Genomic DNA, 13,470 nt, shown 5'->3' on the forward strand with positions numbered 1-13,470 from the left:
CACCTGTACCCATGCCGAACACAGTAGTTAAGCTCGTAAACGCCGAAAGTACTTGGCTGGAAACGGCCCGGGAGCATAGGTAGCTGCTGATTACGTAGGGGTATAGCTCAATTGGTAGAGTAGCGGTCTCCAAAACCGTTGGTTGAGGGTTCAAGTCCTTCTGCCCCTGCCAATTGCATGACTCAGTAGCTCAGCTGGATAGAGCGTTTGACTACGAATCAAAAGGTCGGGGGTTCGAATCCCTCCTGGGTCACCACTTTAAAAGCCTTCATTTGAAGGCTTTTTTATTTACTGTATTTATATAAAATAACAAAATATAAACTATATTAAATTAAATAATGAGAACAAATGTTTATAATTTTACAGAAAAATAAACATATGATAATATTAACCATAGGGAATTCATATTTTCTAGAGGAGGAAACGATATGAAAAAAGCAGTAGGATTGACTTTATGTGCAGGTTTGTTGGCAGGAGCGTTTGGTGCGGCGGATGTATCTGCGCACGGTGTGTTTGTAGCGAACAGCCTGGATCAACGTGTGCTGGTTCTTGGGGAAGGACCCGGCAATAACGTCTATGATCCTGCTTGTGTACAAATGGTGGAAGGCTACGACAAGAATTTTCAACCGACTGCAGTGGATGTAGTTCGGCATGGTGATCATATTTCGTTTGCCAATACAGAAAATTTGGGTGTTACGACGACTTTCTTTGATTATGGCTACTTCACTAAAACTAAAGACGGTAAAACGGTAAATGCCCCGTTTGCGGAAGTGCCGAATGCAGTCAAAACAACACATGCGGTAAAATATAACGTGAATTATTGGAATCCGGAAGTCAAACCGGGTTATATCTACAACGTGCCGATACAAATCGTTCCGTCTGTCAACCCGTTGACGTTGCGCAAAGGCGATACCTTTGAGATTCGTGCTTACAAAGACGGCAAACCGATGGCCGATGCGCCGTTAATTAAAGACGTAATTAATGATCTGACCAATGAATCGAAAACCGATGCGAACGGTCGTGCGACAGTTACGGTGGCAGCTAACGGTTTGAATGTACTCGGCATAGAAATTGCGTATCCGACAGATGATCCAAATACACAGGTGAAATATTTCGCGTCCCTTTCCTTTATTATTGAGCCGGAATAAGCATAAAAAATTTTAATACCATTTGTAAAGATTAAAAGAAGACCTTTTTGCTACTATGTACAGTAAAAAGGTCTTCTTTTGCGTTTTTTTACATGATGAGATAAAGTGATATAGTTTGTCAAGCTTTAGTAATTTTTAGGAATACTGAAAGTTTAGACATGACCTTGAATAGTTTATTATCGATCGCTATGTTATAATGATTTTACATAGAAAAACTTTTGAGGGTGGATAGGAGACGCAGCATGGCATTTCAGTTAAAACCGAAAGAAGAAAAGTTCTTTGCATTGTTGGAAAAGCACGCAGAATTGGGTGCAAATGCAGGAAAAATTCTCTACGACTGTTTTGCAAACAAAATTGACAGTAAAGACGGACTGGAGGAAGTCCAGCGGTTAAAACGAGAAGGCGCGGAGGTTCGTTCAAAGACGATGGAGCGTTTGCAAAAAACGTTTATCACACCGATCGATCGTGAGGATATTCAATCGGTGATTGAACAGCTGGACACGGCTCTGGATGAAATTAAAGAAATCATGGACAAGATGGTTATGTATCATCCGGGCGAGCCGACTCCGGGCGCGGTTGCGATGGCACAGATCGTTGCGAAATGTATGGATGAAATTCGTAAATCGGTGTCGTATATGCGCAACCTTAAGGGTAATTATTTAAAGATTGAAGCACGCAGCATGAAAGTAAGCAATTTGGAATCACAGGGAGACGTCTACTACCATGAAGAAATGGCGAAACTCTTTACGGAATGTACGGATCCCATTCATATTATTAAATGGAAAGAAATTCTCTCGTCCATGGAAGAAGTGGTCGATGAGTGTGAAATCCTGGTCAATACTTTTCAGCGAGTCGTATTAAAATATGCATGAGCAACTACTTCTTTGGGGAGTTATTATACTTGCCATCGCATTCGACTATATCAACGGTTTTCATGATACAGCCAATGCGGTGGCAACTTCTGTGTCTACTCGCGCCATTCAACCGAAACATGCCATTATGATGGCGGCTATTTTAAACTTTTTCGGTGCTTTGGTAAGTACAGGAGTAGCCAAGACGATTGGCGGAGATATTATTTTATCACCGTCTTTTGTAAATTCAGAAGTCTTAATCGCGGCGCTGATCGGCGCCAATTTGTGGAATATTGCGAGTTGGTATTTCGGTATGCCGTCGAGTTCTTCGCACGCACTGGTTGGCGGTCTTATTGGCGCGGTTTCAGTGAGCGTCGGTTTTCAGGCGTTGGACTGGTCAGGAATCGGCACGATCTTTTTGGCGCTCGTTTTATCGCCGGTGATTGCCTTTGGCGGCGGTTTTTTTGTGATGGTTATGTTGCTATGGTTGTTTGGACGGCGTGCACCGTTTACCCTGAATCGTAAATTTCGTCGCTTGCAGCTTTTTACGGCGGCGGCGATGGCATTTTCGCATGGTTCGAACGATGCACAAAAGTCGATGGGTATTATTACTTTGGCGCTGCTTTCCGCCGGTCATCTATCGTCGTTTGAAGTACCTCTTTGGGTCAAAGTAGTGTGCGCCACGGCGATGGCGTTAGGGACGGCCGTAGGCGGTTGGAGAATTATTGCAACCGTAGGTCGGAAAGTGTTTCGCATGGAAAGTATTAACGGCTTTGCTGCGGATTTGAATTCCTCCATCGTTATTTCGTTGGCTACGATGTTGCACATGCCGGTCAGTACCACGCACGTTGTTTCGGGTTCTATTATGGGCGTCGGCTCTGCCAAACGTGTTACGGCTGTCAATTGGAATGTAGCGCGCAGCATGGTGGTGACGTGGGTTTCGACTATCCCGTTAAGCGGCTTGGTATCGGCATTTGTGTTTTGGTGTTTACGAGGATTCGGACTGTAGTCCGAATCTTTTCTATGTCGGTGTAGAGGTTTAGCGCTTACTGTTTACATGCTATAATGAGCATAGTTTTTGAAAATATTTGATTTATATAATAGGGGATTGGTAATGAGTATTGTCGAGTCATGGATGCCCTGGCTTTCCCGGTTGGAAACACCGGGATTAGTGATCTTCATCTCGCTTTTGATCGCTTTATATTTTTGGGTTACAGAAACTGATGTGGGTTTGGCGATCACCGCGCCGTGGACTATAAAAAATGACCGAGAGAGGATGGCGTTTTGCTCTCTCTATCGGCCGGGATTTCAGGCCAGTGAGCTTGGTTTGCTGGCCGCTTTTTGGCTACTGGAAGCTGTTTTTTTAGGGTTGCAAGGTGAGTACTATCAAGTCATTTGGATTGGCGCGGGCTTGGTTGTTTTGAATCTGCTGCTGCGTTTGGGAGCTGCCTGGAGCAGTGGTAAAACGATTAAGGGCGCACGTGCAATACATTTTGTGCATGCGCTGGTCTCGGTTGCTACCGTAATTTATCTGGTCACTGTAGGATTCTCCATTCTTTTAAATATGGGTATGGGGACAGTTACATCCGGCATGATTTTTTGGTCACCGATCGGAGTGGTTTGCGGTATTTGGGCCGTACTGGCTTGCACTTCGCACGGCGCGCTTTATGCAGCTTGGAAAACGACGAATCCGCTGCGCGAGAGATGTCGCGCTTTGGCATTGGTGATCCTGTTCCTGCATATTCTGCTGTCCATCATCTTGTTGCTGGCAATATATATGCTTGTGATTTTGCCGACACAGGTGAGGCCGATTTTTATTGGCGGCGGCGTGGTTTCTATTCTGATTTATTTTGCAATGTATGTAACAGCGCGTAAACGTCATGTAGGCGCAGCATATTTTCTGGGATATTTTGGCGCAATCGCGGCGTTTACCATGCATCAGCTGGTATTCTATATGATTATGCAGGAAACGGCGTCGCCGGTCGCCTGGGGGCAGATCGTGAACCGTTTACCGGCGTTATTTTTGCCGACGGTGGCGGTTGCTGTTTGCGGTGCGATTCTCGCACTGATATATAAGTGGAGTCGCCCCGTCATCGACTTGCCGCGTACCATAGGTTGGAAACAGAACGAGAAATAGGGAAAGGGCAGAACTTTGTTTTTTCAAAATCTATGCTATAATGTAGTTGTACAGTGTTTACTGTACCCTGATTTCAGGAGCTCTATTGATGATATTTTCCCTGATTATCAATAGAGTGTCGGTATTCTTCTCCTCTATGAATATCGACTAAAAAAGGTGACTGCGGTCACCTTTTTTATTGCTTAATTTTCTGTCATGATTTTTAACTTAAAACTGTATATTGATGTATGACAAGAAGAACTCTATGATGATCTATATCAATGAAAGGAGTACTTATGAATGAAAAATCAGTCGAGTTATCGGTACTCAGTTGTCTGACCGTACACGATCTGAGTCTGATGGGACGTTGTGCATTGTCTGTCGCCATTCCGGTCTTGGCGGCATTGGGCGTACAGGCGGTACCGTTGCCCACTGCCCTTTATAGCAATCATCTGGGGTTTGCTCATCACTATATGCTGCCGCTCGATGAAGAAATACCTAAATTTGTGAAAGCATGGGAAGTGAACGGCGTTCACTTTGATGCTTTTTATAGCGGTTTTCTGGCTAATCCCGAGCAGATTCGATTGGTACATAACCTGATTCAGCGCTATACCCATCCGGGAGATTTGATTATGATCGATCCGGCCATGGCGGATCGCGGCAAAATGTATTCCGCATTTGACCATACGATGGTGCAAGCCATGCGCAATCTATTGCGTGATGCGACGATAACAACGCCCAATTATACCGAATCCTGTTTCTTATGTGATGTGCCGTACCATGCCGGACAGGTTTCAAAAGAGGAGGCACGGCGGTTAGCGATTGAGATTGCCGCGCTCGGACCGGAAACGGTGGTGATTACGTCATTACCGGTGGAAAAAGGTCATTTGGCTAACTATTTGTATGACCAAAGCACGCAAACGGAGGCGTGGTTTACCTTTGCAGAAATTCCGTTACCCGCGGTAGGAACGGGCGATTTATTTGCGTCCGCGCTAGTCGGTTTGCGACTTAAAGGAGTGCCGTGGGCCGGAGCCGTGCAAGTCGCCGGTCAATTTGTGACGAATGGAATCAAACGCCTACAGGAAGCCGGAACAAAAATTGAAAACGGCGTGCCGTTTGAATTGGAATTGCCATATTTGTGGCAGGAAGGTGAAAAATATGCAAAATAGCAATACTATAGAAAAACGAAGTCAATCGACAAGACAAATGGTATATATGGGAGTAGCCATCGCGCTTTGCGTCGTCGCGACAATGGTGCTTATCCCCATGCCCGGTGGCGCTATGGTTCATATGGGCAGCGCGGCACTTTACATTATCGGAATTGTTTTCGGTCGTTGGGTAGGTGCCGTCGGTGGCGGTATCGGCTCGATGATTTTTGATGCTATCGTGGGATTGACCGGATATACACCGTTTTCACTCGTTATTAAAGGCGTGGCAGGTTACCTCGTCGGTTACTTCGGACACACGCCGAATCGCCGGCCCAGCTACGGACGTGTGCTGATCGCGACATTGATCGCGTCGCTCTGGACTTTGGCAGGGTATGTGGTTGCCTGGTGGGCGGTCATCGGCAGCTGGCAGGCGGCGATTGCCAATATTCCGTTTTCGCTCATGACATCTGCGTTAGGGATTGTCGTAGCATTAGCGGTAGGTCCGAAATTGTATGAATTGATTCACAAGAAAAAATAATAGAGACCAAAAGGGGAAGCCTGTCGCTTCCTCTTTTGGTTTTAGAGAAAGTCTTTATTGATGCAGGTATTGTACAATACTGCAATTGTGATTTCATTCATAAACTATCCCTGTAAGTCCGTCGACAATTAGTGCGACGGCTTTTTATTTTTATATGCACTGACGAGAATTTGGAAGAGTTCGGTTTTTAGATTTATTTACTAAAACGTCGAAAATGTGTCCCTGTCTACGTTTACATCAAAGTGGTAACAACATATTTATGCAAACGGTCGCAGATGCGTTCAATGTAGATGCCCGCTGGTATGCAAATAAAAATGAAAACGCAGGCAATGACAAAATGTTTCACCGTTTTATATCTAAATTTTGTATAATAATATAAAATGTTTGGGAAATGGGGAAGAGTATGACTTTACCTGCAAAGCATCACTTTGTGTTGGGAACGGCATTTCACGCTCCTGCTTGGGGAGAAGTCGAGGTGCTTGCTGATGCGCTTTTTGAAATCAATGGGGCGGGCACATTGGAACGTGTGCTGCTGCCCCGGGACGCCGACTATGCGAAAGCGGTAGACGATGCCCGCGCGAAGGGTGAACTGGAAGAGTTATCCGCCACGCAATATCTTTTGCCGGGATTTGTCGATCTGCATATTCACGCGCCGCAATGGGAAAACATAGGTAACGCTTTACATGTCCCGTTAGAGGATTGGCTGCAGAAATACACGTTCCCGCTCGAACAGTCACTTGCCGATGGAGAAAAAGCGGCGTCGGTATTTGCGGATCTTGTCATGCGCAGTTTGGCAAACGGTACGACGACTGCGCTGTATTACGGCACGCAAAATGTAGACGCCACTGTGTTGCTCGGCGAAGTATGCCAAACACTGGGCCAACGCGCGGCACTCGGTAAAGTGGTAATGGACAATCCCGAGCAATGTCCGGATTACTATCGTGACGCATCCGCGGGTGCGGGAATTGCCGGTACGGAAGAGACGATTGAACGCATCATGGCGCTTACTGATGAGCGGCAATTGTTGACGCCGGTCATTACACCCCGTTTTGTGCCGTCCTGTACGCCGGCCGCGCTGAAAGGACTCGGAGAATTGGCGGAGCGGTACCCGATTCCGATCCAAACCCATTTATCCGAATCGGACTGGCAGGCCGGTTATGCGCACGAACATTTCGGCACATCGGATGCGCAGGTTTTGGACTCATTCGGCCTTTTGACAGATCGTGCGGTGATGGGGCATGCGACGCAATTGACAGAAACCGAGGCGGAATTGGTCGCCGAACGCGGTTCGACAATTTCCCATTGCCCGATTTCCAATGCGTTTTTCGGTAATGCCGTATATCCGGTTCGCCGTCGGCATGCGCAAGGGGTCAAAGCGGGTTTGGGTACGGATGTGTCCGGCGGTTTTGCACCGTCGATTTATGCGAATATTCGCCAGGCGATTATCTCCAGTCGTATGCTGGAAGACGGTGTTGACGCGAATCTTCCCGCCGCGAGTCGCGGTGTGGCGGAGTCACGTATTGATTTTCGCCATGCGTTTTATATGGCGACGACGGCGGGCGGCAAAGCATTGCATCAAAATATCGGTCTGTTTTTACCGGGATATCATTGGGATGTGCAGCTGATCGATGTGGCCGCCCCCCATTCCGATATTGTTTTGTATAGCGAGGACGATACACAGTCTGTCTTGCAGAAAATTTTATTTACCGCCAACCGTGCCAATATTACTAAAGTATGGGTACAGGGACAATTGGTGTCAGGTCGTTAAGGAGAACTCATGGAGTCAGCGAAGAATTTGCAGGAAACACAGTACGAAGGACATTTAATTGTTGCGCCGAATGAAAAATTGCCTTGGAATAAAATTATTTTTCTCGGTTTGCAACACGTGTTGGCGATGGATGTGTACGTAGTACCGTTTGTCATCGCGTCGATTTTAAGCTTGGGGGTCGCGGAAGCGTCGATTCTAATTCAGGCGACATTTCTGGCAGCGGGGATTGCAACGATCATTCAGGCGCATTTTTGTATGCGCTTACCGATCGCGCAAGGCCCGAGTTATGTGCCGATCGGAGCTATTGTCGGGATAACAATGGCCGCCGGCGGCGGATTTTTAGGGCTGAATGAAGTGTTCGGTTCGACGATGGTGGCCTCGCTGCTGTTGGTCGTGCTCGGTTTGACCGGTGTGTTTCGTAAACTGATCAATGTGTTGGTGCCGCGTCTGGTGGGCGGTACGATTATTTTAATCATCGGGTTGTCGTTGCTGCCGGTGGCGCTGGATTCAAATATTTACGCGATTTACGGAACGGAAACTGTGACACAGAATATTTTACTGGCATTGGTTTCGGTTGTGACCTTGATCTTCTGCGTGACCTTGGGTATTCACATGGGTAAAAAAGGAAATTGGCTACGAACCGGTGCCGTCATTTTTGCGCTGGCGGCGGGAAGTGTTGCGGCACAGGTGATGGGACGCTTTCAATGGGAAAGCGTGGCGGCGGCCGGTTGGCTTGCGCGGCCGCATTTGGCATTTATCGATTACATGCCGAGCTTTACACCATCGGCTATTTTAACGATGATTTTCGTGTTCTTCGTGTTGATGGCGGAGACCACCGGTACCTGGTTTGCGATCGGATCGGTGATCAATGAAGATGTCACACCGAAACAGGTCGATCGCGGCGTGGTCGGTGAAGGCCTCGGCTGTTTGGTATCGAGCCTCGTCGGTTCGACACCGGTCACCGGCTATTCGACCAATGCCGGTCTGATTTCCATCACCGGTGTCGCCAGCCGGTACGCGTTTTACGGCGCCGGAGCGTGGCTGATGATGTTCGGCTTGTCCGGCAAATTGGCGACATTGATTGCGTCTATTCCGGCACCGGTGATCGGCGGTGTGTTCGTGGTCGTTTGCGCGATTATCTCCCTTTCGGGAATTCGTATTTTGAAACAGGAGCGGCTTACGGAACGCAATATGTTTGTCATCGGCGTCCCGATGGTTATTTCGTTGGCGTTGTATTTACTGCCGAAAGACTACATGGCAACGCTGCCGGAGTTGCTGCAATATGTACTTGGTTCGACCGTGGCATCGGCGGCCATTGTGGCAATCGTTTTAAATTTGATTTTGCCGCAGGAGGACTGATCATAAAAACGGACTCGTAAGAGTCCGTTTTTTGTATAATAGGGAGAGGAGGTAACTATGCATTGGCAAGATCCGGTAACGGTCATTAAAGGCATCGGTAAAGCCGCAGAACAACGTTTAGCTGTGCTTGGCATACATACCGTGGGCGATTTGCTGCAATATTATCCGCGCGCCTATCGTGATTATTCACAAGTAGTGCCGATCCGTGCTCTGGCGGACGGTGCTGACGTGACTGTGGCAGGCGTCATCACAAAAGTGCAGGAGCGACGGCCTCGCCCGCGCTTGTCTATTTTAAATGTGATAGTAAATGATGACAGCGGCAATCTCGAACTGGTTTATTTCAATCAGCCGTTTAAACGAAAGCTGTTTCATGAGGGCGATCGGATTATCGCTTTCGGACGCATTAAAGCGGGCTATGGTAAATATCAAATGAATTCGCCCGAGGTAGTGTTCCCTGACGAAGGGAGCGCGGTCGAAGGTAAGTTGCAACCGGTCTATGGCTTGACGGAAGGCATCCGGCCGGCAAGTCTGGAGCGTTGGATCCAAACGGCATTGGCTGCAATAAAGGATATTCCCGAGACATTACCGGCGGATGTGCGTCAGCAGCTCGGCCTGCGTTCGCGCGCTGAGGTGACGCGTCTTGCGCATCAACCGCCGGATCAGGAAACAGCGACCGCGGTGCGTCAGGAATTGGCCTTTGAAGAACTTTTCTTTTTGCAACTTGGCGTTTTGCGGTTGCGCGCGCAGCGTGAGATAGGAGCTGTCGGCATCAAATGTGCACCGAACGGCAATCGTTTTCGACAGCTGATGCAAACCTTACCGTACCGTTTGACCGGCGACCAGCAAAAGGCATTGGCGGATATCTGCGATGATATGGAAGGGATCTTGCCGATGCGGCGGTTACTGCAGGGCGATGTCGGCAGCGGTAAAACGGTAGTGGCGGCGCTTGCGATGACGAAAGCGGCGGAAAACGGGTACCAGTCGCTTTTGATGGCACCGACGGAAATTCTCGCGAATCAGCACTATGAAACGCTGCAGCCGCTCTTAGCACCGCTCGGTATCCGCGTTGCCAATTTGACGGGGAAAACCAATAAAAGCGAGCGGGAAGATATTCTTGCCGGACTGCTTGACGGTAGCGTAACGGTATGTATCGGTACGCATGCCCTTTTAGAAGATGACGTGGAATTGAAGGCCCTGGGACTGGTCGTGACAGATGAGCAACACCGCTTCGGTGTACGGCAACGCATGCGCTTGGAAGAAAAAGGGAGCGCACCGCACACGTTGGTCATGACCGCGACTCCGATTCCGCGTACATTGGCCTTGTCCGTATATGGCGATTTGGATATATCTCTCATTCGTGAAATGCCTCCGGGGCGCAAACCGGTCCAGACTTTTGCGGTGAACCGCTCGTATATGCCGCGAATTTTACGTTTTTTGGAGAAAGAAATGACACGGGGACACCAAGTCTATGTTGTCTGCCCGCTTGTCGAAGAATCCGAAAAAATGGATTTAAAGGCCGCTGTAGAGGTATACGAAGAGCTGGAAAAGCGATTTCACGAATTCGGCGTCGGTCTGGTTTATGGCGGGTTAAAAGCGGACGCCAAACAGGCGGTGATGACAGCTTTTGCCAAGCGACAATACCATTTGCTGGTCGCCACCAGCGTGGTGGAGGTCGGCGTAAATGTGCCGAATGCGACGGTCATGCTCGTGGAAGGCGCAGAGCGTTTCGGCTTAGCGCAACTGCACCAGTTGCGCGGTCGTGTCGGCCGCGGCAGCGCGCAGGCATATTGTATTTTGGTAAGCGACAGCCAAACCGAACTGGCGCAGGAGCGTTTGCGTTACATGGCTGAAATTCAGGACGGTTTTACGTTGGCGGAAAAAGATTTACTGCTGCGCGGTACGGGGGAGCTTTTCGGATATCGACAGCATGGTTTGCCGGATCTTAAAGTGGCAGATCCCATTCACGACTTACCGCTCTTGGTGAAAGCGCGTGAAGTGGCGGAAAGCTATGCTCAAACAACCGATTCTGTATTGCTTGGCGAATTACAAAAACGGTTCGGGAAAGCATTTCTTACATTGTTGCAGCATTAAAAAAAGACGCTTACGCGTCTTTTTTTTGTGTGGCTTGCCAATCGGCGAGCATGGCATGAACATCCGGCTTGGAGCAGGAATTTAGCGGCAATTCCGCATATTGCAGCCAATAGCGCGGCCGCTCGATTGACGGCAAGCGCAGCGCCATTTTTCGCAATGTGGAAAGAGGCTGCTTTTGTTCGACAACCACAGCGGCGGCCGGCACTTCACCGCGCTTCGTATCGGGCACGGCAAATATGGTAACATCTTTGATCAGGGGCGTTTCACGTAATGCATCCTCGACTTTAGCGACGGAAATTTTACGTCCGGCGCAATTAATCACCGCATTGGAGCGACCGGTAAAACGAATATTGCCGCGCGGCGTCCATGCACCGGTATCGCCGAGGGTCATTTCGTGATCGCTGCCGATAACGCCAAAAGGAGTTGTCACGTAAATCGACGCATCCTTAATTCTGACCCTGACCTGCGGAAACGGTTTACCGACGATACCCGGCTCCCGATCCCACTCGTCAATGTGGCAATAGGTAATATAATTAAGCTCACCGGCGCCGTAATATAACGTAATCAGCGCCTGCGGGAAATGATTTTGCAACGCGGCGGAAAGCTCTTTGTCCAACGACTGCGAGCCGGTAAAAACAGCACGCATAGCGGGCGCAATATCCGTTTTTGCCGCGCGCAGGATCTGGCGCAATTTCACCGGCAGAAGATACAGCGTGTTGATGGATTCCTCTTGGAGGATATACCACCAGCGGCGCGGTGCATACGCGGAAATCGTACGGGCAAACCCGCCGGCCCAAAACACACAGGCAAACGAGTTGAAATTCCCGGTAAAGCTGAATGAGCCATGGAAAAATAAGCGGGATTTTTCATTAATTCCAAAAATTTTATTTTGAATGGGGAAATAGTCTGTCCAGCTGTGTTCTTCCCGCCAAAAAAGTTTGGGCAGCCCCGTACTGCCGGACGACAGAATACCGAATTCCGCCGCGGCCGGAATTTTTGTCACGTCAGATGGGCCGATGGTACCGTCGAAAAGGCAGAGACCATTTGACTCGGCAATATTTCGCACATCTTCCGCCGGCAAATCGGGGTGGCAAAGGACCGGTCGTAAACCGGCTTTGCGTGACGCTAGAAAAAGCAACCATTGTCGCGCGGGATCCGTTTCTTGAATAAGGACTCCGCTGCCGGACGGAAACGGTAAATTTGCGGCAAGCGCGTCGATTTCATGAAACAATTTGGCATAAGTATACCTTTTTTCATCGACTTGCAGCGCTATTTTTTCCGGACATGCTTTAGCCCAGTGGCGGAGGCGGTGAATAAAATTACTCATGGCAACGCTCCACGATTATGGCGCAACCTGTGCCGCCGGCGCCGGCGATTGCACACAGTCCGTAACGACCTTTGATAGCATGCAGGCGGGCCAGCAAGTGGGTCAAAATGATGGCCCCCGAGGCACCGTACGGATGACCGTAGGCCAACGCGCCGCCGAGCGGATTATACCGATCGACAAGTTGCGGATACGAACGCGCAAAGAGATAATCGATGATGGCAAACGCCTCATTCCATTCGATTGTATCCATATCGTCCATTTGCAAATGAGCCGCTTGCAACGCTAATGTACTGACGTGTTTTACACCGAGCGGAGACAGTAAAGGATCACTGGCGCCTTGCGCGACCGCAATGATTTTGGCAAGCGGTCGTAAGCAGTACCGTTCAATTGCTTCTTGACCGGCGAGCATGGCAAACGCAGCCCCGTCATGAATCAGGCAGGCATTGCCGGCTGTAATGTGTGTACCCGGACCTAAGAGCAACGGTAAACGCTGCAGAAGTTGCAAACGCATGTGCGGTCGTAAACATTCATCGCTCGCCAATTCGGGCACCGATACGAGCCAATCCTTTAACGTATTTGTTTTGGCATTGGCCAATGCTCGTTGGTGGCTTTGCAATGCCAACTCGTCCAGTTCTTCGCGTGTCGCGCCGAGCGTTTGTACTGCTCGCTCGGCACCGCGAAGCATCGCGTCGGCAGCGATTTCACCGGGAGAAAATTGCGCCGTCTTGTAAGAACCTTGGCGTTCATCATTCGGTGCATAAGTGCGAAGGGGTTGTAACGACGCGCTCTCCATACCGCCGGCAATAATGATCTCATGAATACCCGCAGCAATTTGCGCATATCCGGTACTGATGGCGGTCAAAGCGGAGGCGCATTGCATATCGAGCGTCCACGCGGGTATGCTTTCAGGCAGTTCACTGTAAAGCGCGCCGAGCCTCGTGAGATTCCCACCGGTGCCGACCGCATTGCCGCCGATAACCGCATCGACATGCGGGCGATTGGCGGCATTCCACAGCTTTGTCATTACGGCCGCTGCCAATTTTTCCGGGGGTGTATAACGAAGACTGCCGCCGGAAACGCCAATCGGCGTCCGGCGGCAGTCAACAAGATAAACTTCGCGCATA

At 49.3% G+C, this 13,470-nt stretch carries 11 protein-coding genes, 2 tRNA genes and 1 rRNA gene; 12 read left to right on the plus strand and 2 right to left on the minus strand.

What is annotated here, in order from left to right; translation table 11 throughout:
• The 12 genes from rrf to recG form a co-directional block, all read left to right on the plus strand.
• Nucleotides 1–92 (plus strand): 5S ribosomal RNA (gene rrf, locus HNR45_RS06955); the annotation flags it as partial.
• Nucleotides 93–96: 4 nt separating this feature from the next.
• A tRNA-Trp gene (locus HNR45_RS06960) sits at nt 97–172 on the plus strand.
• A gap of 7 nt (nt 173–179) precedes the next feature.
• Nucleotides 180–256 (plus strand) — tRNA-Arg (locus HNR45_RS06965).
• Nucleotides 257–428: 172 nt separating this feature from the next.
• A complete protein-coding gene (locus HNR45_RS06970) occupies nt 429–1,148 on the plus strand; it encodes a DUF4198 domain-containing protein (RefSeq protein ID WP_159823369.1) in 720 nt (239 codons plus the stop codon).
• A 242-nt stretch (nt 1,149–1,390) separates the two neighbouring features.
• Nucleotides 1,391–2,020 carry a DUF47 domain-containing protein gene (locus HNR45_RS06975; RefSeq protein WP_159823368.1) on the plus strand — a complete coding sequence of 210 codons (630 nt, stop codon included), beginning with the start codon at nt 1,391–1,393 and terminating at the stop codon, nt 2,018–2,020.
• A complete protein-coding gene (locus tag HNR45_RS06980) occupies nt 2,013–3,008 on the plus strand; it encodes an inorganic phosphate transporter (RefSeq protein WP_159823367.1) in 996 nt (331 codons plus the stop codon). Before HNR45_RS06975 ends, HNR45_RS06980 begins: the two co-directional genes overlap by 8 nt.
• Nucleotides 3,009–3,113: 105 nt before the next feature.
• Entirely contained in the window at nt 3,114–4,136 is a 1,023-nt protein-coding gene (locus HNR45_RS06985; RefSeq protein ID WP_159823366.1) for a cytochrome d ubiquinol oxidase subunit II, read from the plus strand.
• 275 nt (nt 4,137–4,411) lie between these two features.
• Nucleotides 4,412–5,284, plus strand: a complete 873-nt coding sequence (locus tag HNR45_RS06990; protein WP_159823365.1) for a pyridoxamine kinase — start codon at nt 4,412–4,414, stop codon at nt 5,282–5,284.
• On the plus strand, nt 5,274–5,801 hold the full coding sequence (locus HNR45_RS06995) for an ECF transporter S component (protein WP_221417818.1): 528 nt from the start codon (nt 5,274–5,276) through the stop codon (nt 5,799–5,801). The genes HNR45_RS06990 and HNR45_RS06995 overlap by 11 nt, the downstream gene beginning before the upstream one ends.
• Before the next feature lie 403 nt (nt 5,802–6,204).
• Complete coding sequence (locus HNR45_RS07000) at nt 6,205–7,569, plus strand: amidohydrolase family protein (protein ID WP_159823363.1); 1,365 nt, start codon at nt 6,205–6,207, stop codon at nt 7,567–7,569.
• Between the two features lie 9 nt (nt 7,570–7,578).
• The gene (locus HNR45_RS07005; protein ID WP_159823362.1) at nt 7,579–8,928 is read left to right on the plus strand and encodes a uracil-xanthine permease family protein; all 1,350 of its coding nucleotides are present in this window, start codon (nt 7,579–7,581) and stop codon (nt 8,926–8,928) included.
• Between the two features lie 57 nt (nt 8,929–8,985).
• Nucleotides 8,986–11,019, plus strand: coding sequence for an ATP-dependent DNA helicase RecG (gene recG / locus HNR45_RS07010; protein WP_159823361.1), 2,034 nt, complete (start codon nt 8,986–8,988; stop codon nt 11,017–11,019).
• A gap of 10 nt (nt 11,020–11,029) precedes the next feature.
• Here recG and HNR45_RS07015 read toward each other — a convergent pair whose 3' ends face one another.
• Both HNR45_RS07015 and HNR45_RS07020 read right to left on the minus strand, forming a co-directional pair.
• The gene (locus HNR45_RS07015; protein ID WP_159823360.1) at nt 11,030–12,346 is read right to left on the minus strand and encodes an AMP-binding protein; all 1,317 of its coding nucleotides are present in this window, start codon (nt 12,344–12,346) and stop codon (nt 11,030–11,032) included.
• Nucleotides 12,339–13,469 carry a thiolase family protein gene (locus tag HNR45_RS07020; protein ID WP_159823359.1) on the minus strand — a complete coding sequence of 377 codons (1,131 nt, stop codon included), beginning with the start codon at nt 13,467–13,469 and terminating at the stop codon, nt 12,339–12,341. The genes HNR45_RS07015 and HNR45_RS07020 overlap by 8 nt, the downstream gene beginning before the upstream one ends.
• Nucleotide 13,470: the final 1 nt, after the last annotated feature.

This window comes from Negativicoccus succinicivorans (assembly GCF_014207605.1).
GTDB classification, from domain to species: Bacteria; Bacillota; Negativicutes; order Veillonellales; family Negativicoccaceae; genus Negativicoccus; species Negativicoccus succinicivorans.